Annotated in this window: 25 protein-coding genes; 11 read left to right on the top strand and 14 right to left on the bottom strand. The window is 40.3% G+C overall.

Annotation, left to right across the window (positions count from 1 at the left end; all coding sequences use genetic code 11):
- Positions 1–32: 32 nt before the first annotated feature.
- The 4 genes from tnpA to JWR23_RS02255 all read right to left on the bottom strand — a co-directional run bounded on the left by tnpA (position 33) and on the right by JWR23_RS02255 (position 3,320).
- Positions 33–500: an IS200/IS605 family transposase gene (gene tnpA / locus JWR23_RS02240; protein ID WP_299512400.1), complete on the bottom strand. Its 468-nt coding sequence runs from the start codon at positions 498–500 to the stop codon at positions 33–35.
- A 158-nt stretch (positions 501–658) separates the two neighbouring features.
- Positions 659–1,723 (bottom strand): thiamine-phosphate kinase, encoded by a 1,065-nt coding sequence (thiL, locus tag JWR23_RS02245; protein WP_299512734.1) that lies wholly within the window; start codon positions 1,721–1,723, stop codon positions 659–661.
- A 468-nt stretch (positions 1,724–2,191) separates the two neighbouring features.
- On the bottom strand, positions 2,192–2,653 hold the full coding sequence (locus JWR23_RS02250; RefSeq protein ID WP_367277507.1) for an Hsp20/alpha crystallin family protein: 462 nt from the start codon (positions 2,651–2,653) through the stop codon (positions 2,192–2,194).
- Positions 2,654–2,837: 184 nt separating this feature from the next.
- On the bottom strand, positions 2,838–3,320 hold the full coding sequence (locus tag JWR23_RS02255; protein ID WP_299512406.1) for a CinA family protein: 483 nt from the start codon (positions 3,318–3,320) through the stop codon (positions 2,838–2,840).
- A gap of 90 nt (positions 3,321–3,410) precedes the next feature.
- On the opposite strand from JWR23_RS02255, the gene JWR23_RS02260 reads away from it, so the two are divergent.
- Positions 3,411–3,599, top strand: a complete 189-nt coding sequence (locus JWR23_RS02260) for a hypothetical protein (protein ID WP_299512409.1) — start codon at positions 3,411–3,413, stop codon at positions 3,597–3,599.
- A 3-nt stretch (positions 3,600–3,602) separates the two neighbouring features.
- Positions 3,603–3,827 carry a KTSC domain-containing protein gene (locus JWR23_RS02265; protein ID WP_299512412.1) on the top strand — a complete coding sequence of 75 codons (225 nt, stop codon included), beginning with the start codon at positions 3,603–3,605 and terminating at the stop codon, positions 3,825–3,827.
- Between the two features lie 201 nt (positions 3,828–4,028).
- On the opposite strand, the gene JWR23_RS02270 is transcribed toward JWR23_RS02265, so the two are convergent.
- The 4 genes from JWR23_RS02270 to JWR23_RS02285 all read right to left on the bottom strand — a co-directional run bounded on the left by JWR23_RS02270 (position 4,029) and on the right by JWR23_RS02285 (position 8,001).
- Complete coding sequence (locus tag JWR23_RS02270) at positions 4,029–5,315, bottom strand: glycoside hydrolase family 71/99-like protein (protein WP_299512415.1); 1,287 nt, start codon at positions 5,313–5,315, stop codon at positions 4,029–4,031.
- A gap of 90 nt (positions 5,316–5,405) precedes the next feature.
- Positions 5,406–6,665 (bottom strand): MFS transporter, encoded by a 1,260-nt coding sequence (locus JWR23_RS02275; protein ID WP_299512417.1) that lies wholly within the window; start codon positions 6,663–6,665, stop codon positions 5,406–5,408.
- A 44-nt stretch (positions 6,666–6,709) separates the two neighbouring features.
- Positions 6,710–7,144, bottom strand: a complete 435-nt coding sequence (locus tag JWR23_RS02280) for a MarR family transcriptional regulator (protein WP_299512420.1) — start codon at positions 7,142–7,144, stop codon at positions 6,710–6,712.
- 371 nt (positions 7,145–7,515) lie between these two features.
- On the bottom strand, positions 7,516–8,001 hold the full coding sequence (locus tag JWR23_RS02285; RefSeq protein ID WP_299512423.1) for a DUF1801 domain-containing protein: 486 nt from the start codon (positions 7,999–8,001) through the stop codon (positions 7,516–7,518).
- Positions 8,002–8,200: 199 nt separating this feature from the next.
- Here JWR23_RS02285 and JWR23_RS02290 point away from each other — a divergent pair, with 199 nt between their 5' ends.
- The 4 genes from JWR23_RS02290 to JWR23_RS02305 are packed head-to-tail and all read left to right on the top strand — an operon-like array spanning position 8,201 to position 12,940.
- A complete protein-coding gene (locus JWR23_RS02290) occupies positions 8,201–11,527 on the top strand; it encodes a DUF4175 family protein (protein ID WP_299512428.1) in 3,327 nt (1,108 codons plus the stop codon).
- Entirely contained in the window at positions 11,524–11,952 is a 429-nt protein-coding gene (locus JWR23_RS02295) for an ATP-binding protein (protein ID WP_299512433.1), read from the top strand. The genes JWR23_RS02290 and JWR23_RS02295 overlap by 4 nt, the downstream gene beginning before the upstream one ends.
- Positions 11,952–12,377, top strand: a complete 426-nt coding sequence (gene ybeY / locus JWR23_RS02300; RefSeq protein WP_299512436.1) for an rRNA maturation RNase YbeY — start codon at positions 11,952–11,954, stop codon at positions 12,375–12,377. Before JWR23_RS02295 ends, ybeY begins: the two co-directional genes overlap by 1 nt.
- A gap of 50 nt (positions 12,378–12,427) precedes the next feature.
- Positions 12,428–12,940: a glutathione peroxidase gene (locus JWR23_RS02305; RefSeq protein WP_299512440.1), complete on the top strand. Its 513-nt coding sequence runs from the start codon at positions 12,428–12,430 to the stop codon at positions 12,938–12,940.
- Between the two features lie 111 nt (positions 12,941–13,051).
- Here JWR23_RS02305 and JWR23_RS02310 read toward each other — a convergent pair whose 3' ends face one another.
- From JWR23_RS02310 to JWR23_RS02330, 5 genes are all read right to left on the bottom strand, one after another.
- The gene (locus tag JWR23_RS02310) at positions 13,052–13,618 is read right to left on the bottom strand and encodes a TetR/AcrR family transcriptional regulator (protein WP_299512442.1); all 567 of its coding nucleotides are present in this window, start codon (positions 13,616–13,618) and stop codon (positions 13,052–13,054) included.
- Positions 13,619–13,695: 77 nt separating this feature from the next.
- Positions 13,696–14,454, bottom strand: a complete 759-nt coding sequence (locus JWR23_RS02315) for an MlaD family protein (protein ID WP_299512446.1) — start codon at positions 14,452–14,454, stop codon at positions 13,696–13,698.
- Positions 14,451–15,236: an ABC transporter ATP-binding protein gene (locus JWR23_RS02320; protein WP_299512449.1), complete on the bottom strand. Its 786-nt coding sequence runs from the start codon at positions 15,234–15,236 to the stop codon at positions 14,451–14,453. The genes JWR23_RS02315 and JWR23_RS02320 overlap by 4 nt, the downstream gene beginning before the upstream one ends.
- Before the next feature lie 5 nt (positions 15,237–15,241).
- The gene (locus tag JWR23_RS02325) at positions 15,242–16,018 is read right to left on the bottom strand and encodes an ABC transporter permease (protein ID WP_299512452.1); all 777 of its coding nucleotides are present in this window, start codon (positions 16,016–16,018) and stop codon (positions 15,242–15,244) included.
- 80 nt (positions 16,019–16,098) lie between these two features.
- A complete protein-coding gene (locus JWR23_RS02330; RefSeq protein ID WP_299512455.1) occupies positions 16,099–16,809 on the bottom strand; it encodes a pirin family protein in 711 nt (236 codons plus the stop codon).
- 83 nt (positions 16,810–16,892) lie between these two features.
- Here JWR23_RS02330 and JWR23_RS02335 point away from each other — a divergent pair, with 83 nt between their 5' ends.
- The 5 genes from JWR23_RS02335 to JWR23_RS02355 all read left to right on the top strand — a co-directional run bounded on the left by JWR23_RS02335 (position 16,893) and on the right by JWR23_RS02355 (position 23,399).
- Positions 16,893–17,552 (top strand): NAD-dependent epimerase/dehydratase family protein, encoded by a 660-nt coding sequence (locus JWR23_RS02335; RefSeq protein ID WP_299512458.1) that lies wholly within the window; start codon positions 16,893–16,895, stop codon positions 17,550–17,552.
- A gap of 10 nt (positions 17,553–17,562) precedes the next feature.
- Positions 17,563–19,437: an ABC-F family ATP-binding cassette domain-containing protein gene (locus JWR23_RS02340; protein ID WP_299512460.1), complete on the top strand. Its 1,875-nt coding sequence runs from the start codon at positions 17,563–17,565 to the stop codon at positions 19,435–19,437.
- Positions 19,434–19,685: a hypothetical protein gene (locus JWR23_RS02345; RefSeq protein WP_299512462.1), complete on the top strand. Its 252-nt coding sequence runs from the start codon at positions 19,434–19,436 to the stop codon at positions 19,683–19,685. Before JWR23_RS02340 ends, JWR23_RS02345 begins: the two co-directional genes overlap by 4 nt.
- Before the next feature lie 77 nt (positions 19,686–19,762).
- Complete coding sequence (mnmG, locus tag JWR23_RS02350) at positions 19,763–21,625, top strand: tRNA uridine-5-carboxymethylaminomethyl(34) synthesis enzyme MnmG (RefSeq protein WP_299512464.1); 1,863 nt, start codon at positions 19,763–19,765, stop codon at positions 21,623–21,625.
- Positions 21,626–21,737: 112 nt separating this feature from the next.
- A complete protein-coding gene (locus tag JWR23_RS02355) occupies positions 21,738–23,399 on the top strand; it encodes an Ig-like domain-containing protein (RefSeq protein ID WP_299512468.1) in 1,662 nt (553 codons plus the stop codon).
- Here the strand turns inward: JWR23_RS02355 and JWR23_RS02360 are convergent.
- Entirely contained in the window at positions 23,386–23,901 is a 516-nt protein-coding gene (locus JWR23_RS02360) for a gamma carbonic anhydrase family protein (RefSeq protein WP_299512470.1), read from the bottom strand. The two genes, JWR23_RS02355 and JWR23_RS02360, sit on opposite strands and share 14 nt — an antisense overlap.
- Positions 23,902–23,928 lie beyond the last annotated feature (27 nt).

Here is a 23,928-nt window from a genome sequence, read left to right on the forward strand (position 1 = left end):
CATCATTCTTTTTGCCCCATAGGGGCTACCCTTTAACCATCTAACAGGTTGTGAAAAATATATTTTTCTTCATATTCAACCGCATAATCTTTTAATATTTCCAAATATTCTTCCCTGAATGTCTTTTTGGAATGATGTTCTTTTTGATTCAAAACATATTTAACTACACCATCAATCTGCGATCGACTATTACTAAACGCACCATATCCCTCTTGCCAATAAAATTTCCTTATTGTAAATCCTTCCTTATTCACAAATTCTGAACTGTCCCCTTTTACCAATCTCATCAGGTCCGAAATCGCTTGTTTAGGGTTTAGTCCGACAAATAGGTGTAAATGATCTGGCATTGTATTGATGGCCAATAATTTATGCCCATTGTTTTGTACTATACCAGTTATATATTTTTGAAGGCGATCTTCCCACTCCTCTTTTATTGTTGCTTGCCTGTATTTTACAGCAAATACAAAATGGATATATAATTGCGTGTATGTGTTTGGCATTACTTTGTGATTATGGGTAGCCCCGTATGGGGCAAAGACTTTTCTATTTATTTTCTACAAAGAGGTTAACCCTACGGGTTAAATATTATTGTCTCTTTCAAAATATATTCCACCTCCCTAAAGGGGGAGTTCTTGAAGTACATGATTAATGCGTAGCGCTATTCAACTCCCCCTTTAGGGAGGTGCGTACCAAACGCATTCCACCCCTGCGCCTTCAATGGATGCACATTACCGCTCTTAGTTATCAAATTACACCCCGATGCCGGCTCAGTAATATGACCTATGATGGTAATATCCATTTTAAATTTTATTTTTTCATAGTCGGCTTGTTTAACGGTGAAAAGCAGTTCGTAATCTTCGCCGCCGCTTAGGGCGCAAACGGTTGGGTCGAGGTTAAATTCGCGGGCGGTTTCAAAGGTCATAGGGTCGAGCGGTATTTTTTCTTCGTATATACTGCAGCCTTTTTCGCTTTGCTTGCAAATGTGCATGATCTCTGATGCTAATCCGTCTGATACATCGATCATTGATGTAGGCTTAACCTCAATTTCTTTTAACAGGTCGATAATATCCCGGCGGGCCTCCGGCTTTAACTGGCGCTCTACTATATAGTCTTTCCCTTCCAGATCCGGTTGAATATTGGGGTTCTCTAAATAGATCAGTTTTTCGCGCTCTAATAATTGCAGACCAACGTAAGCTCCGCCCAGATCGCCGGATACACATATCAGATCGCCTTCCTGTGCGCCGTTGCGGTATACCACATCCTCCGCGTTAGCATAACCAATAGCGGTTACACTTAATACCAATCCTTGTTTTGATGATGATGTGTCGCCCCCAACCAAATCAACACCATATTTTTCGCAGGCTATGTAAATACCTTCATACAATTCTTCAACCGCCTCAATAGGGAACTTGCTCGACATGCCAATAGATACCGTTACCTGCGTAGCAATACCATTCATAGCATAAATATCGCTCAGGTTTACTTGCACCGCTTTGTAGCCCAAGTGTTTTAACGGGGTATAAGCTAAATCGAAATGAATCCCCTCCAGCAACATATCTGTAGATACCAACATTCTTTTCCCGCCAAAATCAAGCACAGCGGCATCGTCGCCAACGCCTTTAATGGTGCTTTTTTGCACCAATTCAATATTTTTTGTCAGGTGATTTATCAGGCCGAATTCGCCTAAAGCTTCTATATTGGTTTTCTCTTTATTATCAAACATTGCCATACGCATCCGGTTTTTTTCCGAATTGCAAAAATACGAAAGCTTAATTCAAATCGGGTAATAGTATTAAAACAAACCATTAACGGTAATTAACATACGATGCCTATACTACACACAAAAATATATATCTACGAAATTTAGAAAATTACTCATTTACGCAGGCTTCGCGTTGGTCGTTATCATTGCTGATTGCAAGAAAAACGTCGCCCCGATTGATAATACTGTACCAACAGGCGCTACACCCTATGCAATAACCGAAGATTTTGAACAAGGTACTAAGGCCGCTTATGCAGCAGCAGATATTAGCTTAATTACCGGTTGCTGATCCTTTCAGCTAAGTATCTTTTAGGAACCAGCATTGGCGGCTGTCGGCCAGATTCTTTTTCATCTATTTGAAACTAACATGGCCTGAAAAAAACAAAGGCGCTGTTAGCGCCTGGTTAAACAATTGCCGGTAGCCCCCCCTTATTTGATCTCGATCTGGCGGCTGGCCATTCTGGCTTCTTCTCTTTTGGCTACATTGATTTTGAGCACCCCATCGGTGTATTCGGCTTCGATACCCTCATCATCTGCCGAATCGGGCAGGGTGAATGAGCGCACGAACGAAGTGTAATTGTATTCACACTTGTTATATTTTTTATCGTTACCGGTCTGTTCTGATTGATGTTCTGCCGAAATCATCAGCACATCCCGGTCGAGGGTTATTTTAAAATCTTCCTTTTTCAGCCCCGGTGCGGCCAGTTCGATATGATAGTGTTCGTTCGTTTCCGAAATGTTCACTGCCGGTACCCGCGATACCATCCGGTCAGATAAAAAGGTGTCATTCAGAACAGATTCAAAAATATCGTCAAATCCTGGACGCATCAAGCTACCCCTGTTTTTTCCTTCATTAAATTTTACTAAAGCCATGATATTCCTCCTTAACATTTATTACGCCGGAACATTCCGGCTACTTTTACAACAATGGGCAATGACGCTGGTTTGTAATTTTTTAAAATTGTCAAACCAAGGCTGTATTATTTATTTGGCCATACTTCAGTTAGCCTGTTGAAAATCCACCATGAAAATTCTTGCTGATGGCGGGTATGTCAGTTTTTATTTCATCCAAAAACTATGATGGGCTTAATTCCCCTGTCAGCAGTTCGGCGGTAGCTTCAATGGTTTGGTGGATCACTTCTTCGCAAGAACCTGCGAACACTCTCCGGAAGCTGGCTTCCCGGCCTTTAATCAGCGCAAAAACGAACATGGTGCCTACCGGTTTCTCCGGCGTTTCGCTGCCTCCGGGAGTGGTGAGCCCGGTAACAGTCACCTGGATATCAGATTCGATGAGTTCCCGCAGGCGGTAGGCCATTTCACGGGTGACCTCCAAAGACTCGGGTGTATATTGATCGATAAGTTCCTGCGGCACTTTAAGCAGCTTCACTTTCAAACCGGCATCGTAGCAGGCAATACCTCCTTTTAATATTTTCCCTGATTCTTCGGTCAATGCGAATTCCGAACAAAGCCAGCCGGCCGTGGCGCTTTCCGCGAAAGCGATGGTCAGGCCTTGATCTGCCATTAATTTACTGCAAATACTGATCTTGCTTTCTGCCATGTTACTATAACCTGCAATAGCCAGGAATGGTTTGATTTTTAGCTAAAAGAAACATTTATACAGACTGGCTGTTTCTTCTCAAAAGGAGGAATGATGCCTTGGTATAATGGAGATTACCCGCCATCTTACAAGAACCAGCCTAAGAAGCTGCGGGAAAAGGCGGTCGAGATCGCGAATCAGGTCTTAACGGATGGTGCAGATGAAGGCATAGCCATTGCTACCGGATTAAAACGAGCCCGGCAATACTTTGCTGACAAAAAGAAAACGGAAAATAAGTAAGCCATGCCATCAGCTGTCATCGCCGGTTATAATTATGATGCTTCAACGGAAACGCTGACCGTGCGTTACCATTCTGGTAAAATATACAACTACCTAAACGTGCCGGAAAAAGTTTTTAAAGAAATGCGCGCCACAATAGCGAAAGGCATCTGGTTTAACCGGCATATCAAAGGCAAATATCCGTACGAAGCGGTAACGCCGGGGCTAAATCAAACCAAATTGTTGTAAGCTAACAACAACCGAAATAGCTTAAATAACTAAACGCAATTGATATTACAAAAATCGACACAGACTTATATTTTTCGGATATAACTCTGTGTCGCTTGATCTTGCGGTAAAAATTTTACCGCAGAGACCGCAAAGAAGTCACAAAGGCAAATTATTATTTTGCTGCTGTTTACTATTAATGACTTTTGATACAGCCTTTTTTTATTTGATAGCCGACTTAGCCGATTTTGGCAGCGGAATAGACTCTGGCAACGGCAATTCTTTTTTAAGCACCTTACCGGCATAACCGGCCAGGTACAAATAATAATCTGATGGTATGCCTTCCTCAAAAGTTACAAACGGGCTTGGGCCTATCGGTGGGTTTTGCGATACCTTCATAATGGCGGTGCCTTCGTCCACTTCGTCAAACATGGCTACGTATATCATTTCGGCACCGTTTTTTATGGCTGCCGATAATTCATTCCAGAAAAAGTTACCCCTATTTCTTGGTATAGCGTTAAACTTATCTTTTAAATTTAAATTATGCCAGCTAAAGCCCGGGAAACATGTAGGTGCATAATCAATATGGTTTGCTTTGCACCAGGCCAGGTCGGCCTTTTCTATTTCATTATACTTTTGGAAGCCGGCATCGTCCTTATACCTGCCCACTGTCCATGGATGTATAACATCCACCTTTTTTATCAGAGCATGCAGCTCGGGGTTCTTTTCGGTATCGTTACCAAACTCGCGCCAATAAGTAGGTACGCCCAGCATTACCGCGCAATGGCCATACTCCGGATCGTTCTGTAAAAAGTCGACAATTTTTGCCATTGTTTTGGTAGTATAATGCCGGCCGCTATCGTTAAAGCCTACGCCCCACAGCACTACCAATGGTTTACCATTATGGTACAGGTAAGGTTGTTTATTGCCTCCGCTGGTTATTTTCATACTATCAACCAAATTCTTCCAGTCACTTTTAAACAACGGAAGATCCAGCGTGTCGCGCATGCCCGAAAAATCATACATCACAGCAATGGCACGGTTATATTTACGGGCGGCTTTAAGCGCGTCGCCCAATACTTTATTAAAGTGATTACGGGTATTACCCGGCCGTGTGTTGCCAATAAAACGCTGCATAAACACGCCATCAACGCCATATTGTTTCATCCATTTAAAGCGCACATCGGTAGTGGTATAATCATGGTCGCTGGGTAACATGGCCACGCTGCTGTCTGCATGGATAAATGGCGTAGGGTACATCTTTTTGTATTCGTTTAGCTCCGGCCACAAGTCTATTTTTAAATTTCCCGGACCAAACACGCCCCGTTGCAGGTAATGGCCCCAACCACGATTGGCACCGTCGGTAGGGGTATCATGCCAGCCCTGGTAACCGGCCATTAATAATCCTTTATAACTGGTGTGTTTTGATGTTTGGCTATGTTTTGTTTGGGCAAAAACTCCGTTTACGGCAAATACCGCAAGCAATAGCAGGATCGATCTTTTTAACATAGTATATGGTTAATTGGTTTATAGCAGCCTAAGTTAGGGTAAATTTGGTTTAGCGCAAATTCAAAATACCACTCTCTATACTATTGGCCGCTACAACGCGTCCACCACCACCGGCTCAACCAGTTGCTTTTTACGTAATGCTTTTAATTTTTCCCTATGCAGGTAGCGCCAGTGCAGTAAGCCAATTAATAGCGCGGCGATTCCCTCGCCCATCAGCGTATCGGTTGTACCTATCCAGTTTGATATCGACCCAACAAGCAAGCCGCCCAGGGGTTGCATCCCAAAAAAAGCCATAGCATAAAAACTGATAACACGCCCGCGCATGTTCTGGTCGACAGTGGTTTGTATCAGTGTATTGCTCACCGTAATTTGCGACATCATGCCAAACCCCGCGATAGTTACAAACAGCAGCGCCAGCGGGTAACTTTGCTCATGCGAAAACAGCACCAGCCCTGCGCCAAATACAAGCGTATTTATAAATAATATCTTTTTCAAATTAGCTCCCGGCTTTAGCGAGGCCAGGAATATCGCTCCCGAAAATGCGCCCAGGCCAATAAAACTATCTATAACACCAAAGGTTGTTGCGGTGCCTCTAAAAACATCCCGTGCATAATACGGTATCAATGTGCTAAAGGGTAATACCATCAAACTTATTAAGGCAAGCATTACCAACACAAATGCGATGGATGGTGTCCGTTTAATATAGGAGAAGCCGTCCTTCAATTCGCCAAATACGTTTTTAGGGTGTGGCTTACTAATATGTTTAGGTAGCCTCATCATTAACAGCGAACCGATGACCGCTATAAAGCTGATGGCGTTCCCCAAAAAACAGGCGCCATCGCCAAGCCCCTCTAATATCAATCCGGCAATGGCCGGACCAATGAGCCGCGATAGGTTTACCATAGACGAATTAAGCGCCAATGCATTTGGCAGATCGCTTTTATCTTCAACCATTTCATATACCAATGATTGCCTTGCCGGCACATCAAACGCGTTAATGATGCCCAGCATAACACTTAGCGCCAGTATCTCCCAAACCTCATAATGCTTAAGCAATATTAAAACAGCTAATAAAATAGCCTGTATCATAGATGCCACCTGTGTAGCCAGCAAAACGCGGTAACGATTGTAGCGATCAGACACAACGCCGCCCAATAGCGAAAATAAAAATGAGGGAAACTGGCTGCAAAAAAGCGTTAATCCCAGCATAAAGGTAGAGTGGCTAAGCGAGTAGATAACCCAGCTTACGGCTGTTTTTTGCATCCACGTGCCAATTAATGAAACGGATTGGCCCGTAAAGTATAACCTGAAATTGCGGCTCTTAAATGCCTTGAAGGTACTGATGTTCATGTATTAATTCTTTGCTCGCTTTTAACGATAACCCTGTTTGCAGATTATTCAAAGTCGACTAATTTTGTTAATGGCCCGATGGCTTTTTTTAATAATTCCTGCTCCTCTTCTGTACAGGTTGCCTGGATGGCTTTGGTAAGCCATTGGTCGCGCTCATTGCGTACCTGCAATAGCGTTTGTTCGCCTTTTTTTGTTAACGTGATCAGCACTTTTCTTTTATCAGTAGCCGATGTGGTACGCGTGATATAGCCCAGTTCCAGCAAATGGGCCAATATACCCGACATGGATTGATTGGTAATCTTTTCCATTGCTGCTAATTCACTCGGTAGCATTTCTTTATGCTGCAATAATAAAAAAAGCACCGAGCGCTCCGTAAGTGAAAGCTGCTGCCCGGTGGTCGACTCTTTTCGAAGTTTTTTAATTAAGCGGCCCACGACAGTGCGCAGGTCCGAAACAAATTCTAAGTTCTTGTTATCCATTGTAGTAAGACAAACTAATAAGTTTACCTTACAAAGGTATGGTGTTTCACAAGCATAAATGACATGTTAGGGTAATTTTGCACCAAACGTTTTTGTAATGTATCCTGCCGGTGCAGTAGCGGTTGGTATATTAAAAAAGATGATATAGTGTTTCACAAAATAATGAAACACATGAAACACTCTTTTAGGTTAACTTATTGATTTATATTAATTTAACAAAATGAGTGAAACACTTTGAAACAGTACAAAAGCTTTAGGTAAAATAGTATAAATCACTTACAATAAGTATTTTATGCTGTTTCATCAATTTTTGCAAATTTGTGGTGAAACACCTGATGTGAAACACTTTTTTTTGGAGAGGAATTTAAGCGTTATTTCTTTTTCTTAGGCGGCATCATCCCCGGCCGCTTTTTTACCGGCGATATAGATTTGGTTATGGTTGTCCCTTTAGGCGCATTTGTCAGGTCTTTTGCTTTGCCAACCGAAAACGCATAAGCATCGGCCATTAGCTTTTTGATGTAATCCTGCGGCAGGTCCTTTTTTTCTTTGATGATGATATAGCGATACTGGCTGCCGTTACCTAATAAAATCTTTTCCGGATCGGGAATTTTTGATCCCCAGTAAAACCCAAGGTGCACATACTTATCATTAAATACAGCAATAGAGCAAAAGGTATCGCCCAATGTATGAGACGGCGACCAGCCAAACGCCAGGGCGTTATAGTTATCATAGATCAGTTCGTTGCATTCGGGATAAAGCTCCCACACAAAATCGCGCAGCCATAGGGTTAGCTCCTGTATCCCTGGGGTGAACGGGCGCAGAAATAACAAGAGGTCGGCATTATCTTCTTTTGCCATTATATTTAAATTAATAAAACAGGTCAAAAATGGACATACGGATGGTTTACAACATAAATGTAAACAATTCATCTATTTTGTTACTTATCAGCTTCTTATTTTTGCTTATATTAGTTTCCCGGTTTAACATTTAACGCATAATTTATTATCCTTTTTGCAGTTTAAAGATTGAATACCGGTATTTTAGTGACGGCAATTTATGACCCAATCAGAAAACTACGATATCCTGATCGCTAAGATCAATACTTTTACCAGGAAGTTTTATTTAAACAACCTGTTAAGGGGATTGATATTTTTGGGCGCGGGCCTATTTTCGGCTTACGTAGTTATTACGTTGACCGAGTATTTCGGCAATTTTAATTCGTTTTTTCGCGGTGTTTTGTTTTATGGCTTTATCCTGCTTAACCTGGGTTTGTTGGGCTGGCTGGTTATCCCGTCATTATTGGCCTGGCTTAAAGTAGGCAAAACCCTAACGCATGACGAAGCCGCCAAAATTATAGGCAAACATTTTAGCGATGTTAATGATAAACTATTGAATACACTGCAGCTTAAAAAACTTGCCGGCCAGGATGCGCTGCACCGCGAACTCATAGAAGCCGGCATCGACCAAAAAATTCAAAACTTAAAGCCGGTACGTTTTCCGTCTGCTATCAACATAAAAGAAAATTCTAAATACCTTAAATGGATACTAACCCCCATAGCAATAATAATTATTATTGGGCTGGCGGCTCCATCAATTTTAACAGAAAGCACTAAAAAGATCATCCGTCATAACGAGTATTTTGCACCCGTAGCGCCGTTTCAGTTTGTGGTATTGAACCAAAAGCTATCTGCTGTACAAGGCGAGGACCTGAAATTGGAGCTAAAACTGCAAGGCAACCAGCTTCCGGCTGATGTTTATGTAGAGACCGCCAATAATACCTTTAAGCTCGACAAGGAAAATGTAAGCAAGTTTCATTACCTGTTTACCAATCTTCAACAAAACACATCATTCCGTTTGGTGGGCAATGGTTTTGTATCTGCCCCTTATGAAATTAAGGTTAATCTGCGCCCGTCATTATTGCATTTTGATGTGGAGCTGCAATATCCGGCTTACCTGCATAAAAAGACAGAGACCCTACCCAATGCCGGCGATCTGACCATCCCTGCCGGCACAACTGTTGCCTGGAAATTCCATACGCAAAATGCAACTGGTTTAACGTTCGAAATTAATGACAGTAAACATGCCTTGGCCCCGGTTGGCAATGATCTTTTTGAGCATACCGAACGGATAATTAAGCCGTCGGCCTATAAATTAAGTCCGGTAAACGCGGTTGTTACGCAAAGCGATTCGGCCTCATACCGCATTAATATTGTTGCTGATGAGCCGCCATCTATTGATGTGCAGGAAAAACCGGATTCAGTTAGCTTGCGCGCATTTTACTTTAATGGTAAAATACAGGACGATCATGGCTTTACCTCATTAACCTTTCATTATAAAGTTGGCGCAGCCGGCGGAAAAAGCAATGAACATGAAATTGTTAAATCGGTTAAGGCCGATCTGAATCAAACATTAGCAGATTTCTTTTATTTCTGGAATTTGAAGGAACTGGGTATAAAACCCGGCGACCAAGTAACTTACTTTTTCGAGGTGGCCGATAATGATGGGGTAAGCGGCCCTAAAAAAGCACGCACCCCAGAGCGCACGCTGAATGTGCCCGATGCGCAAGCATTAAGGGATGAACTAAACTCGGGTACTACCGGTGTTAAGCAAAAAATGCAGTCGGCTATTAAACTGGCAGACCAGATAGAACGCGACTCGAAAAAGCTTGATCAGGTTTTATTAAATAAAAACAATCTTTCTTTCGATGAAAAGAAACAGGTGGAAGACTTGCTGCAAAAAAGGAAAGAATTAGATGAGCTGGTTAAACAAATACAGGACGAGAATAAAAAGAACCTGTATAACCGCCGCGAAAACGAATTGCAAAACAAGGAGTTGTTAGCAGAACAAAAACAAATAGAGGACCTGTTAAATAATGTACTTGATCCTAAAACAAAAGAACTATTGCAGAAACTGCAGCAACTATTGCAGCAGGATCAAAAGGACGGCACACGTAATGAACTATCAAAAATGCAGATGGATAATAAGTCTCTTAAAAAAGAGCTTGACCGAATGCTTAACTTATATAAAAAGCTGGAGTTTGATCAAAAGCTAAATCAAAACATTAACCAGTTAAAACAACTGGCAGAGAAACAACAGAAATTAGGTGACGAAACCCAGCAGCCCGGATCAGACAAGGACCGGTTACAGCAACAGCAGCAAAACCTGAACAAGGAGTTTGAAAATTTAGAAAAATCACTAAAGGACCTGGATAAAAATACCGACCAGGCGGCCAAACAAGATTTTAAAAACCCTGAGGCCGACGAGAAAAATATTGAAGATCAAATGAACCAAAGTTCAGATCAGTTATCAAAGAATAATAAATCAAAAGCTTCGCAATCGCAAAAGCAGTCGGCCAAACAAATGCAGCAGCTTGCCCAAAAAATGGAGCAGGAACAGCAGGAGCAGGATGAAAAAGAAACCGAAGTTGATGCCAAACAGCTACGCGAGTTATTGAAGAGTTTGGTAAACAGCTCATTCGACCAGGAAAAGGTGATGCAAACATTGCGAAACACCAGCCAGGCCGACCCAAATTATGTTACCTTGGCCCAAAGTCAAAAAAACATAAAGGATAATTTGAAAACCGCCGAAGACAGCCTATTTTCGTTGAGCAAACGTATACCGCAAATACAATCGACTGTTAACCGTGAAATTACGGCAATTAATAGCCACATTGATGAATCGCTGGAGTATTTGGGAGACAGGCGCACCGCCGAGGCCAACCGCGACCAGCAGTATGCCATGACATCAATGAATAACCTGGCATTAATGTTAAGCGATGCACTTGCACAATTGCAGGCCAAAATGAATGCTAAAAGCGGCAAGGGAAAATCGAAGCAAATGTCGGTTTCGCAATTACGGCAAATGCAGGAAAAACTAACCCAGAACATGCAAAAAATGCGCGACCAAATGCAGCAGCAGGGTAATACGCCACAGGGACAAAGCCAGCGGGGGCAGATGAGCGAACAGCTGGCTAAAATGGCCCGTGAGCAGCAAATGATACGCCAATCATTGCAGCAAATTAATAATGAACAAAGCAAAGAGGGCGGCTCGGGCGTGAAGGATGCGGATAAAATATCGCTGCAAATGGAACAAACTGAGAGGGATCTCGTAAACAGGAGAATAACAGATGATGCGTTGAAACGTCAGCAGCAAATACAGACCCGACTTTTAGAAGCCGAAAAGGCAGAACAGGAACGGGAGCAGGATAAGCAACGCGAAAGCCATATGGGTAAGGATATGCCACCGGGCTACATAAAAGCGTTACAGGACTACCAACAAGTAAAACAAAAGCAGACTGAACTGGTTAGAACTGTGTCCCCGGCGCTAAATTTGTATTATAAACAGAAAATAAAATCTTATTTTGACCAACTTAATTCAAAATGATAATGGAGCAAGCGCCTATTCAAACCACTGATTTATATACTTTACAGCTGCCGTCTGCACGGGAGAGTGTAACACTATTGGAAAATTTGATAGAAGAAATTGCTGATAAACATCAGATTAGTGATGACATTTTTGCTAACATGATGACTTGTTTAAATGAAGTTGTTATTAATGCAATTATACATGGCAATAAATTAGACCCCAATAAAAAGGTTATTGTAAATGTTGAGGTTGATGCCAAACGTACTATTTGGACCATTACCGATGAAGGCGAAGGGTTTGACTATGTTCATCTGGCCGACCCCACTGCCGAGGAAAATTTAGAAAAACTAACCGGCCGCGGCGTGTTTATAGTTAAGCACCTGGCAGATCAATGCGTGTTTAATACAAAAGGCAACGAGGTTGAACTGCTATTTAAATTATAATGCCGGCTATACAGTTTTTTGAAGAGGATATAACCTACACGCTAAAAAACAAAACCAAAATACGGCAGTGGATAAATCAAACCATCGTTACCGAAGGTTTTACCTTACATGGGCTTGCTTTTGTCTTTTGCTCGGATGCATATTTGCTGAAGATCAATCAGAAATACTTGAATCATGATACCTATACCGATATTATTACGTTTGATAATTCGGTAAAAGAGAATGAGATAACAGGCGATATTTTTATTTCTATACCCCGCATCCGCGAAAACGCTGCCAGCTTTAATGTGCCCGGAACTGATGAATTACATCGTGTAATTATACATGGCGTTTTACACTTATTGGGCTATAAAGACAAAACCCCTGCTGCTAAGAAAAAAATGACAAAAAAAGAAGACTACTATCTTGGGAAAAGGCTTTTTTAATCTTTAATTTTACTTAAAATATTTATCTCACAATTAATTATAAAGACTAAATGAAAACATTAGCATTAATATTCGCCCTGTTATTTGTAACGAGTGCATCATCAGTGTATGACTTTAAATTGAAGACCATTGATGGTAAAAACTTCTCCCTGTCAAAATACAAAGGCAAAAAATTATTGATCGTTAACACAGCTTCAAAATGCGGGTTTACCAAACAATATGCCGACCTGCAAAAACTATCAGAACTATACAAAGATAAGGTAGTGGTAGTAGGTTTCCCGGCTAATAATTTTGGCGGACAAGAGCCGGGCACCAATCAGGATATTAAATCATTTTGCAAGGATAATTTTTCGGTTACTTTCCCAATGAGTGGTAAGGTAAGCGTTTTAGGCTTAGATATTGACCCATTGTTCCAATATTTAACAACCGCGGAAAACCCTGATTTTACCGGCGACGTTAAATGGAACTTCGAGAAATTTTTGATAGATGAAAATGGCAAGTTAATACACCGTTACCGTTCAAAGGTTACTCCTTTAGATCCGGCTATTACCAGCCAGCTTTAGGTTTAACAAATAAACAAAAAACGCCCTGAAATCCCGGGGCGTTTTTGTTTTCAAATAATTTGGGCGGATGTTGTAGGCTGACTGCCTAAAAGTTTTAAGGTTAATTTGCTATTACATATACTTCATCATATCCCACACCATTTCATAGCTATCATTAATTGTTTTTTCGTGCAAAGCAGGTGTAAATTCACCGGATGTAAGATAGTGGTAAATACCATATACCTGGCCATTAAATAGTGCAATGATAAGATCGGGATCTTGTTGTTTCAGCAATTTTCTCTTTACGCCTTCTTCAATAAAATCTGCATAAATTATTGTCTGTTGCTTCAATACCTCCTTTGGCACTTGTGCTAAATGCGGAGAAAAATTGAATTGCTGGATGTAATAAAATTTATCCGGATTACTAAGTGCCCAATGAACCGACTGGATAAAAATATTCCTGAATTTGTCTGTTATAAAGCCCGGGCCGCTTATAATTGGCAATATATAATTAGCCTGCTCTTCTTTTAATTGATTATAAAGGGAAACTATTAGTTCTTCTTTTGTTTTATAGTGATAAAACAAAGTGCCGTTTGCCACCGCAGCTTCTATTGCTATTTTAGCAGTTGGGGTTCCGTCAAAACCATTCGCTACGAATAAACGCAGTGCGGCAGATAGGATTTGCTGTTTCTTGTCCAATTTACAAACTGATTAATCAGTCTATAAACATAAAGAATTAATCCCATTTATATATCAGGCCCTTATTATCTTTACGTTTATTGCTTTTGTGGCTTTGGTGCTGCTTCCTGAGTTTTCTTTATCGAGTCTTGTTTTGCTTTAGCGGCCTTCTTCTTTTTATTAAAGAATCCTTTTAACAGGAAGTTGCTCTGGGCAGCTTTTAGGTCCTCGTTTAATGTAGCACTGGTTTTATGTACATTTTGCATGGTTGTTTTTGCCTGCGTAACCGTCTTCTCCATTTCGCGCGCCATCTTATCATTATTTAATAATCGGCTCAGGCTACCCTTGCCCGTGTTTATTTTAGCTACTATTTGCGCCATGTTGTCAATAAGCGAGCCCGCATTATCTTCTATTTTGGTTAATTTAGCAATTATCTTGTCTACATCAATCGGGTTAATGGAATTTATCTGATCGCCATCTTTTACCATCGCTGTTGAAGTTGCACCGCCCGGCATCAACACTACCAGCTTATCGCCCATTAAACCATCACTGCCAATACTCATTTTCGAGTCTTTTTTAATGAATTTTTTTACATCATCGTTAATATTAAGTATTACCCTTACTGCGGTGTCGTTAATTATTTCAATATCATTAACCACCCCAACATTTATGCCGGCAAAGCGTACGTTATTGCCTATCTGTAAGCCATTTACGTTTTTAAACACGCCGCTTATCTTAAAAGTCGCGCTGAACAGGCTTTTTTGATTACCTATAAAAAATACTGCCGCTATTAGTACCAACAGGCCAATAAAAGTAAATAAACCTATTTTTAATTTCTGTGAAGAAGTAGTTTTCATGATATATCTTTAAAAAATAACTGTACAATTTTGTTTTTTGATTTCTTCAGGCTATCAAAAGTGCCTTCTTCTATATATTTCCCATCGTCCATAATTACAACGCGGTCTGCCGTAATGCGTGCGCATTCCATATCGTGCGTTATAATAATTGATGTTGTTTTATATTTCTTTTGCATATTTAATATCAGCTCGCTTATCTCGCGCGAGGTGATGGGGTCAAGGCCCGTAGTGGGCTCATCATAAAGCATTATCTCTGGGTTTATAATAAGCGTGCGTGCCAGACCAGCTCTTTTACGCATACCGCCAGACAGGTCAGACGGCAACTTATCAATCGCGTCTTCCAGGCCCACACTATCCAGTACCTCTTCGACCCGCTTATCAAGTTCGGCTTGGTCATCTATTTTTAATACCCTTGTTAATGGAAATTCCAGATTTTCTCTAACCGTCATGGAATCATACAGGGCCCCGCTTTGAAACAGGAAGCCGATCTTCATCCGCAGTTCTTTTAGTTCTTCATCATCCATTTCGGCAACCTCGGCTCCCAATACCTTTAATGTACCATCATCGGGTATAAGCATCCCAACTATACATTGTATCATAACTGATTTTCCTACTCCAGACCGACCTAAAATCACCACGTTCTCACCACGTTTTACCTCCAGGTTTATATCCTTTAAAACCTCGTTGCTTCCAAATGCTTTTTTAAGGTCTTTTATCTCAATAACTACCTCGTTATTGCCTTTTATTTGTTTGGGCTCCGCTATTGTTTTTTCTTCTTCCATAATTATTAATAAAATAACAAACTGGTTATCTGTACGGCAATGGCATCAATAACAAATATCCACAGCGATGCGGTAACCACGGCCGAGTTTGCAGCCAATCCTACACTCTCTGTGCCTTTGCTGGAGTGGAAGCCTTTATAGCAACCCACAAAGCCAATGGCCATGCCAAAAAATATAGTTTTAATAAAAGCAGGTAAAAAATCGGTATAATCAAGTGAGGCTACTACTTTGGTAGCGTATAGCGATAGGCTGATATGATCGCGAAGGTTTAAGGCGAGGAAGCCCCCAAACAGGCCTATTACATCGCCTAATACAGATAATATGGGTACCATTATGGTTGTTGCCAGTATGCGTGTAACAACCAGGTACTGCAGTGGGTTTGCACCGGATACATCCATGGCATCCAATTGCTCCGAAACTTTCATGCTGCCCAATTCGGCACCAATACTTGAGGCTATTTTACCTGCACATATTATGGCAATGATAACCGGGCCAATTTCGCGAACAAAAGATACGGAAAGTGTTTTGGGCAGCATGCTTGCCGCGCCAAACGCTACAAGGGTGGGCCTTAATTGTACTATTAAAACCACACCCATTATAAAGGAAGTAATACCTACCAGCATAAACGACCGGTAACCTATTTCATAACATTGCCTTACAAACTCTGACCATTCAAAACCGCCAACAAAAATATTTTTAAGGAAACGGGTAAAAAATGACACCTGCTCACCAATGTCTTCCAGCCACTTTCTCCAGCCGGGTATAATAATCTCTTCTGCCATGGTTTGTATTATTAATTGTATACAACAGGTTTTGCCCTGTTGTTAGCGCTCAATAAACTTACCCGGCAGGTATATCTGGTTTATAGCATTGGTACGTCAATTATAAGTAATCGGGTATTTGCCTGGGCATCAATAGTAATTGAACTGGTATCATAAACACCCAATGCGTCCTTTTTGTTTAAAACCTGGTCGTTTATTTTTATAGCGCCATCTAAAACAAACATGTATGCGCCATTTCCGGCTGTTTTAATATCATAGTTTATTGACTTGCCTGCTTCAAACTCGCCTATAGAAAAAGTGGCGTCCTGGTTTATCCATAAGGCGTCAATGTTTTTATCGCCGGTTACCAGGGTGGTAAACTCATTGGGCTTAAAAGAATCAGTAAAGTTTCGTTGATCGTACCTTGGCTCAATGTTTCTGTGTTTTGGAAACAACCATATCTGCAAAGTATTTGCAGCTTCGGTAGCAGAATGATTATATTCTGAGTGTTCAATGCCGGTACCTGCCGACATTACCTGCACTTCGCCGGCATTTATTACGCCTGTATTACCCATGCTATCTTTATGTTCAAGCGCGCCATGTAATGGAATAGTAATAATTTCCATATTATCATGAGGGTGTGTACCAAAGCCTGTACCACCGGCTATAATATCGTCATTTAATACCCTTAATGCACCAAAATGCACTTTCTCAGGATTATAATACGGACCAAAGCTGAATGAAAAATTAGCCTTTAACCATCCGTGGTCGCTTGTTCCCCGCTCATTGGCAGGATAAAATATACTTTTCATAATATCAAATTTATATGTTTAAACATACAATATTTATTCCAATAATTAATTATGCGTATTTTTGCAAAAAAACATAGCTTTAAATGACAAAAAAAGCAATTATAGTTGGTGCAAGCGGACTAATTGGCAGTAATTTGTTAGCAATGCTATCAACTCAACCCAACTATGGTGAAATTTTAATAATAGCCCGAAAAAAAACCCGGACAAATAATATTAAAGTTACCCAATTAATAATTGAATTTGCGCATTTGGAACGCTATGCCAAATCAATAACAGGTAGCGTTATATTTTGTTGCTTAGGCTCGACAAGGAATGAAACACCTGATTTAGATGAATATAGAAAAATAGATCATGACTATCCGGTTAAACTGGCAGAAATAGCCTTAAAAAATGGAATTGAACAATATCATTTAGTTTCATCAATAGGTGCAGATGCCGGATCATCAAACTTTTATTTAAGGATGAAAGGTGAAACAGAGGAAGATATAAATAAAATTGGCTTAAAAAGCTTGCATATTTATCAGCCGTCGGTGTTAATGGGATACAGGCAAAGTGCAAGGCGCTTAGAAGATATCATTATATTTTTTATGAAAATAACAAGTCCGCTTTTATTGGGACGGCTAAAAAAATATAGGGCTATATCTGCAAACAGTGTAGCTAAGACCATTTTTAAACAATCATTAAAAAATCAAACAGGCGTATTTACTTATACATCTGATAAAATAAAACAACTATCTAAATAAAAAACAAATAGTGAGTACATATATATCCGCCGAGAATCTTGGCCATCAGTTCCATGATAATTGGCTTTTTAAAAATATTACTATAGGCATTAATCGGGGGCGTCGTGTTGCACTGGTGGGCATTAATGGTGCAGGCAAATCTACCCTGTTAAAGCTTTTGGCCGGCCAGTTTTTGCCTACCGAGGGCAAGGTTGTGCAAACCAAGGACCTGCGCATGGGTTACCTGGAGCAAGATCCCGGTTTTAAAGACGCGGTGACTATAAGCGATTACATTTTTCATGCAGATAATGTGCAACAACAAGCAATCCGGAAATATGAAGAGCTATTAGAGAACGACCCGGAAAATGCAAAGGCGCTTGATCTGGTAATGGAAGAGTTAAGCGAGGTTGATGCCTGGGAATATGAATATAAGATCAAAACCATTTTAGGACGATTGGATATTCATCATTTAAATCAAAGTATTAACACCTTATCGGGCGGGCAAAAGAAACGTTTGGCATTAGCCAAACTGCTTATTGAGGACCCTGATCTGTATATTTTAGATGAACCAACCAATCACCTCGATATAGATACAATAGAGTGGTTAGAAAAATTGCTTACAGATGGCTCGAAAACTATATTAATGGTTACGCACGACAGGTATTTCCTGGATAATGTTTGTAATGAGATATTAGAGATTGATCGGGGTAAAATAATACCCTACGTAGGTAATTACGGCTATTATTTGGAGCGCAAGGCCGAGCGCGAAGCATCTGATGAAGCAACATTTCAGAAAAACTCTAATTTGTTACGAAAGGAATTAGAATGGATGCGCCGTCAACCCAAGGCCCGTGGCACTAAATCTAAGGCAAGGATAGATGCGTTTTATGACCTGGAATCGAAAACACAAAACAATGGCCCAAAACTGAATGTAGAATTAAGTGTTAAAACAGCACGCCAGGGCAATAAGATCATGGAAATACATGGTATAAGCAAAGCCTTTAATGGTGTTACTTATATCGATCACTTTAATTATGTATTTAAAAAGGGCGACCGCATTGGCTTAGCCGGAAAAAACGGCAGCGGCAAATCAACCTTATTGAATATGATAACCGGCGGCTTAATGCCCGATAGCGGATTTATACAAAAAGGCGAAACCACCGTTTTGGGTTATTTCCACCAATCGGGTATTACATTTAAGGAGGATGAGCGCGTTATTGATATCGTAAAAAACGTTGCAGAGTTTATTACAATGGCCGACGGAAAGATGATTTCGGCTTCGGCATTGCTTACCTTCTTCCTTTTCCCTCCGGCCAAACAATATGGGTTTATATCCAAACTAAGTGGTGGCGAGAAAAAAAGGCTGCAATTAATGAGCATCCTGATGAAAAACCCTAACTTTTTAATACTGGATGAGCCAACAAATGATTTAGATATTGATACTTTAAATGTGCTGGAAGAGTTTTTAACTAACTATGGTGGTGTGTTAATGATCGTATCGCACGACAGGTATTTGTTAGATAAGCTAACCGACCAGCTATTTATTGTTGAAGAAAAAGGCAAGGTTAAAATATATAACGGCAATTATTCGTCTTATAGATTAGAGCAGGAAGAAGAAAAACAACAAAACAAGGCAGATAAAGCTGCCGGTATTGTTGCACAGCCAACCCCTGTTATTACTAAAAACAAGTTAAGCTTCAAAGAACAGAAAGAGTTGGATACCCTGGATAAAGAAATAGCAGCTCTTGAACAGGAGATAAAAACACAGAACGAAAAACTTAATTCGGGCGCGGCAGACAACAATGTCATTATTGAGATAGCAGAAAAGATAACTACGCTAAATAGCAGACTTGATGAAAAAAGCATGCGCTGGATTGAGCTAACTGAACTAAGAGAAGCCAAATGAAAGCATCGGATATTATTGCATCATTAGGCGTAATGCTATTATTAATAGCGTTTTTATTAAATTTATACAAGAAAATACAGGCAACAAGCAGGGCTTATTGTTTTATGAATTTTATAGGAGCGGCGCTTTGCGGCCTCTCCTCTTATATGATAAGCTTCTATCCTTTTGTTATTTTAGAAAGCATTTGGGCGGGGTTTGCATTGGTATCATTCTTTAATGTTCCACGTGGAACACCGGAAAATGAATAAATAAAATCAAATGTTCCACGTGGAACATTTGCAAAAAAGAAAACATAGTATGTTCCACGTGGAACACGGAGGTTAAAATGTTTAAGAAATACGATGTAATTGTAGTGGGTGCCGGCCATGCCGGATGCGAGGCGGCTGCGGCGGCAGCCAACTTGGGCTCGTCTGTTTTATTGGTTACCATGAACATGGGTACCATTGCGCAGATGAGTTGTAACCCGGCTATGGGCGGTGTTGCCAAAGGGCAAATAGTGCGCGAGATTGATGCAATGGGTGGTTATTCGGGTATAATAACCGATAAAACATCCATACAGTTTAGGATGCTCAACTTATCTAAAGGACCGGCAATGTGGAGCCCGCGCGCTCAAAGCGATCGCATGCGCTTTGCGGAAGAATGGCGCCTGGCACTGGAAAGAACGGTCAATGTTGATTTTTGGCAGGATACCGTAAACTCATTATTGGTAACAAATAATACCATTAAGGGCGTACGCACCTCGCTCGGAATAGAGATAGAAGCGGATGCAGTGGTTCTAACTAACGGTACTTTTTTAAATGGCATCATACACATTGGCGAAAAGAAATTTGGCGGTGGCCGTACGGCAGAGAAGGCAGCAACCGGTTTAACCGAACAATTGGTGACATTGGGATTTGAATCGGGCAGAATGAAAACCGGCACCCCTCCACGTGTTGATGGGAGAAGTTTGAACTACTCCTTAATGGAAGAGCAATGGGGCGATGAAGAACGGGGCAGATTCTCTTACACCGATGTGGAACAGATACAAGAACAGCGGTGCTGCTGGATAACCTATACCAATACCAAAGTACACGAAACACTGAAAGAAGGCTTTGAAAAATCGCCTATGTTTACCGGGCGCATTAAGGGTTTGGGGCCGAGGTACTGCCCTTCTATAGAAGATAAGATTAACCGTTTTGCTGAGCGCGAACGTCATCAGATATTTGTAGAGCCTGAGGGATTGAATACGGTGGAGATATATGTAAATGGTTTCTCTACGTCCCTTCCTGAAGATGTACAATACAAAGCATTAACCCAGATACCGGGATTTGAGACTGCAAAAATGTTTAGGCCGGGGTATGCTATAGAATATGATTACTTCCCGCCTACCCAGCTTGGTCTTACCTTAGAAACCAAACTGGTAAACAATCTTTATTTTGCCGGGCAAATAAATGGCACCACCGGTTATGAAGAAGCGGCATCACAAGGATTTATCGCCGGCATAAACGCGCATCAAAAATTAAATGATAAACATGAGCTGATAATGAAAAGATCAGAATCATACATTGGTGTGTTGATTGATGACCTGGTAACCAAGGGCACTGAAGAGCCTTATAGAATGTTCACCTCGCGGGCCGAGCATCGTTTACTGTTGCGCCAGGATAATGCTGATATACGGCTAAGCCCTATCGGTCATGAGCTGGGGTTAATAAGTGATGAGCGTTTGGATAAGGTAAAACAAAAAGTAAAAAATGCTGACGACATTGTTGCATATACCCGAACAAAATCAATTGACCAGGCAAGCGTTAATGGTTTGCTGGAAGAGTTAAATACCAGCGCTGTTTCACAAACAACAAAACTGTTTAATTTGTTGAGCCGTCCGCAGGTATCTATTGATGACCTGAAAAGAGTTGATCCAACTTTAGAAACATTTTTATCAGCCTATAATAAAGAAACTATTGAGCAGGCTGAAATAAAAATTAAATATGAGAGTTATTTTGAAAAAGAAATGGATATTGTTGACCGCATGAAAAAAATGGAAGACAAAGAGATTAACCCGGATTTTAATTATCAGCAAATGCAATCCTTGTCAAAAGAAGCGCGCGAAAAACTAATGAAAATAAAACCACGTACTTTGGGTCAGGCATCACGCATTTCGGGGGTTTCACCGTCTGACATATCAGTTTTGATGGTGCACATGTCGAGATAGTATATAAGTTATTGTAGATCAATTAGTTAAAAAATATTAATTATAAGCCATTATTTTTAAATCTTAATGGTAATCCTTATAAAAAAATAAAAATCGTTTATTTCGCTTAAAAATGACGTTAAATAAAAAAGGAGTGTTTTTTTACAAAAAGTTATGGCTGTTAGTCTTCACTACCCTGTATTTTGGCTGCGCGTCGATACAAAAACCCCAGGGAGGACCGCGCGACCGCACTCCGCCAAAATTATTAAAGGCTACCCCAAAAAATCAAACACATAATTTTGCGGCTAAACAGATCCAATTAGATTTTGACGAATACTTTAAACTGACCAATCAGTTTCAGGAAATAACCATATCGCCGGCACCTGATAAGTTACCGGATTTTAAGGTCAAGCAAAAAAGCCTGGTTATTACTTTTAAAGATACGCTGTTAAAAAACACAACCTATGTTATAAATTTTGGAACTGCTATTCGCGATGTTAATGAAGGCAACATTTTAAAAAACTTCACCTACGTTTTTTCAACCGGCACCCATATCGACTCGTTGAGTATTTCGGGATCAGTAATTAATTCGCTTACCCAAAAGAAAGAAGTGCTGGGACCAAACGAAAATGTAACCGTTATGCTTTTCACTTTAAAACAAGACTCGTTACTATTTGGTAAAAAGAAACCCAGTGTATTTACAAGTGTAGATAGTGCCGGCAACTTTTCGCTTAATAATTTAAAAGAGGGCCTGTATAAAATATACGCGTTAAGAGAAACGGCACCCAATAAGATATATGATAACGACAATGAGTTAATCGCATTTTCAAAAAAAACTATTAATCTGCAGCATGATACTGCCGGTGTACGATTAAAACTATTTAAACAAATACCCCCAAAGTTTAGACTTGCAGAGAAAAAATTTGATATTGATGGAAAAATGCTTTTCGTCTTTAATAAAAGTCTTGATAAACCATCAGTACGCATACTATATCCTCCCGGCCTTGACGAACAAAAAATTGTTGACATTAGCAAAACCCGTGATACAGTATTGATCTATTCAAAAAAAATGGATTTCGATTCGGTACGCGTAGCTTTTTATGATAACAACAAACCTATTGACACTACCTATTTACGTAAAACCAAAAAAGAAACTTATACCCGAAACCTTCAATTAAAATTTGGCCTCAGTAAAAATGCCAGCGTTTTAAAACCAGGCACAGATTTGCATATTTATTCTAATACACCTATAGCCAGCTTTGATCAATCGCTTGTTACTTTGATGGAAGATTCAACAAGGGTAAACTTTACTTTAACAAAAGATACAGGCACGACAAAAAGTCTTATGTTAAAATATCGTTGGCGGCAAAAAGCAGCTTACACCTTAACATTTAATGAGGGGGCCGTTACCAGCATGTACGGTGATATCAGTAAAAAACAGTTAGCAAAGTTTATGATAGATAATCCGGAAGACTATAGCACTTTAACATTAAAGGTTAGTGTTCCTGACACAGGCAGATCATATATAGTAGAATTACTTAATGAGCAAAAAAATGTGTTAAGGAGTGACCGGGTTACCAAAAACACAAACATAATATATAAAAACATTTACACCGGCAAATTTACCGTAAGTGTTATATACGATGATAATAAAAATGGCAAATATGACCCAGGCAGCTTAAAGAACAAAACACAACCGGAAAATGTATGGGTTTACGACAAAATTTTTGCGCTCAGGCCAAACTGGGAAATAGATGAGCCACTTGTTATACCAAAAGAACCTACTTCTCCGTAAACCAGCCGGAGTACATAATATAGTTGTTAGGCAATTTATCCAACATAGTGCGTTGCTCTTCTGTTAACGGTTTTATCTTTTTTGCGGGTGTGCCGGCATACAGGTAGCCAGATTCGCAAATGGTCTTTTCTAACACAACGGACCCTGCCCCTATTATTACATACTCTTCTACCACCGCGTGATCCATTACAATGGCGCCCATGCCTACAAGTGTATGATCTTTTAACGTACAGCCATGTACCAGCGCGTTATGGCCAATAGATACATTGTTACCTATATTGGTTGGCGCGTACAGGTAAGTGCAGTGTATAACCACCCCGTCCTGTATATTGGTGTTATTGCCTATTTTAATATAATGCACATCACCACGTATAACCGCGTTAAACCATACAGAACAATTATCGCCCATAATTACATCACCAACTATGGTGGCGTTTTCGGCGATGAAACAATCTTTACCCCATGATGGGTGTTTATCTTTTACGGGTAGGATAACTGACATATTATTTTGTAGATTTGATATAATAAG

The organism is Mucilaginibacter sp. (assembly GCF_028288205.1).
In the GTDB taxonomy this organism is placed as follows: Bacteria; Bacteroidota; Bacteroidia; order Sphingobacteriales; family Sphingobacteriaceae; genus Mucilaginibacter.

What these genes read in the sequence shown, in the direction of transcription:
- mnmG (WP_299512464.1), top strand. Translation starts at nt 19,763, where the DNA reads ATGTTTAAGAAATACGATGTAATTGTAGTGGGTGCCGGCCATGCCGGA.
- JWR23_RS02265 (WP_299512412.1), top strand. Translation starts at nt 3,603, where the DNA reads ATGCCATCAGCTGTCATCGCCGGTTATAATTATGATGCTTCAACGGAA.
- JWR23_RS02355 (WP_299512468.1), top strand. Translation starts at nt 21,738, where the DNA reads ATGACGTTAAATAAAAAAGGAGTGTTTTTTTACAAAAAGTTATGGCTG.
- JWR23_RS02250 (WP_367277507.1), bottom strand. Translation starts at nt 2,653, where the DNA reads ATGTTAAGGAGGAATATCATGGCTTTAGTAAAATTTAATGAAGGAAAA.
- JWR23_RS02255 (WP_299512406.1), bottom strand. Translation starts at nt 3,320, where the DNA reads ATGGCAGAAAGCAAGATCAGTATTTGCAGTAAATTAATGGCAGATCAA.
- JWR23_RS02330 (WP_299512455.1), bottom strand. Translation starts at nt 16,809, where the DNA reads ATGAAAAGTATATTTTATCCTGCCAATGAGCGGGGAACAAGCGACCAC.
- ybeY (WP_299512436.1), top strand. Translation starts at nt 11,952, where the DNA reads ATGCCGGCTATACAGTTTTTTGAAGAGGATATAACCTACACGCTAAAA.
- tnpA (WP_299512400.1), bottom strand. Translation starts at nt 500, where the DNA reads ATGCCAAACACATACACGCAATTATATATCCATTTTGTATTTGCTGTA.
- JWR23_RS02335 (WP_299512458.1), top strand. Translation starts at nt 16,893, where the DNA reads ATGACAAAAAAAGCAATTATAGTTGGTGCAAGCGGACTAATTGGCAGT.
- JWR23_RS02270 (WP_299512415.1), bottom strand. Translation starts at nt 5,315, where the DNA reads ATGTTAAAAAGATCGATCCTGCTATTGCTTGCGGTATTTGCCGTAAAC.
- JWR23_RS02305 (WP_299512440.1), top strand. Translation starts at nt 12,428, where the DNA reads ATGAAAACATTAGCATTAATATTCGCCCTGTTATTTGTAACGAGTGCA.
- JWR23_RS02275 (WP_299512417.1), bottom strand. Translation starts at nt 6,665, where the DNA reads ATGAACATCAGTACCTTCAAGGCATTTAAGAGCCGCAATTTCAGGTTA.
- JWR23_RS02315 (WP_299512446.1), bottom strand. Translation starts at nt 14,454, where the DNA reads ATGAAAACTACTTCTTCACAGAAATTAAAAATAGGTTTATTTACTTTT.
- thiL (WP_299512734.1), bottom strand. Translation starts at nt 1,723, where the DNA reads ATGTTTGATAATAAAGAGAAAACCAATATAGAAGCTTTAGGCGAATTC.
- JWR23_RS02345 (WP_299512462.1), top strand. Translation starts at nt 19,434, where the DNA reads ATGAAAGCATCGGATATTATTGCATCATTAGGCGTAATGCTATTATTA.
- JWR23_RS02320 (WP_299512449.1), bottom strand. Translation starts at nt 15,236, where the DNA reads ATGGAAGAAGAAAAAACAATAGCGGAGCCCAAACAAATAAAAGGCAAT.
- JWR23_RS02260 (WP_299512409.1), top strand. Translation starts at nt 3,411, where the DNA reads ATGATGCCTTGGTATAATGGAGATTACCCGCCATCTTACAAGAACCAG.
- JWR23_RS02325 (WP_299512452.1), bottom strand. Translation starts at nt 16,018, where the DNA reads ATGGCAGAAGAGATTATTATACCCGGCTGGAGAAAGTGGCTGGAAGAC.
- JWR23_RS02285 (WP_299512423.1), bottom strand. Translation starts at nt 8,001, where the DNA reads ATGGCAAAAGAAGATAATGCCGACCTCTTGTTATTTCTGCGCCCGTTC.
- JWR23_RS02290 (WP_299512428.1), top strand. Translation starts at nt 8,201, where the DNA reads ATGACCCAATCAGAAAACTACGATATCCTGATCGCTAAGATCAATACT.
- JWR23_RS02295 (WP_299512433.1), top strand. Translation starts at nt 11,524, where the DNA reads ATGATAATGGAGCAAGCGCCTATTCAAACCACTGATTTATATACTTTA.
- JWR23_RS02360 (WP_299512470.1), bottom strand. Translation starts at nt 23,901, where the DNA reads ATGTCAGTTATCCTACCCGTAAAAGATAAACACCCATCATGGGGTAAA.
- JWR23_RS02280 (WP_299512420.1), bottom strand. Translation starts at nt 7,144, where the DNA reads ATGGATAACAAGAACTTAGAATTTGTTTCGGACCTGCGCACTGTCGTG.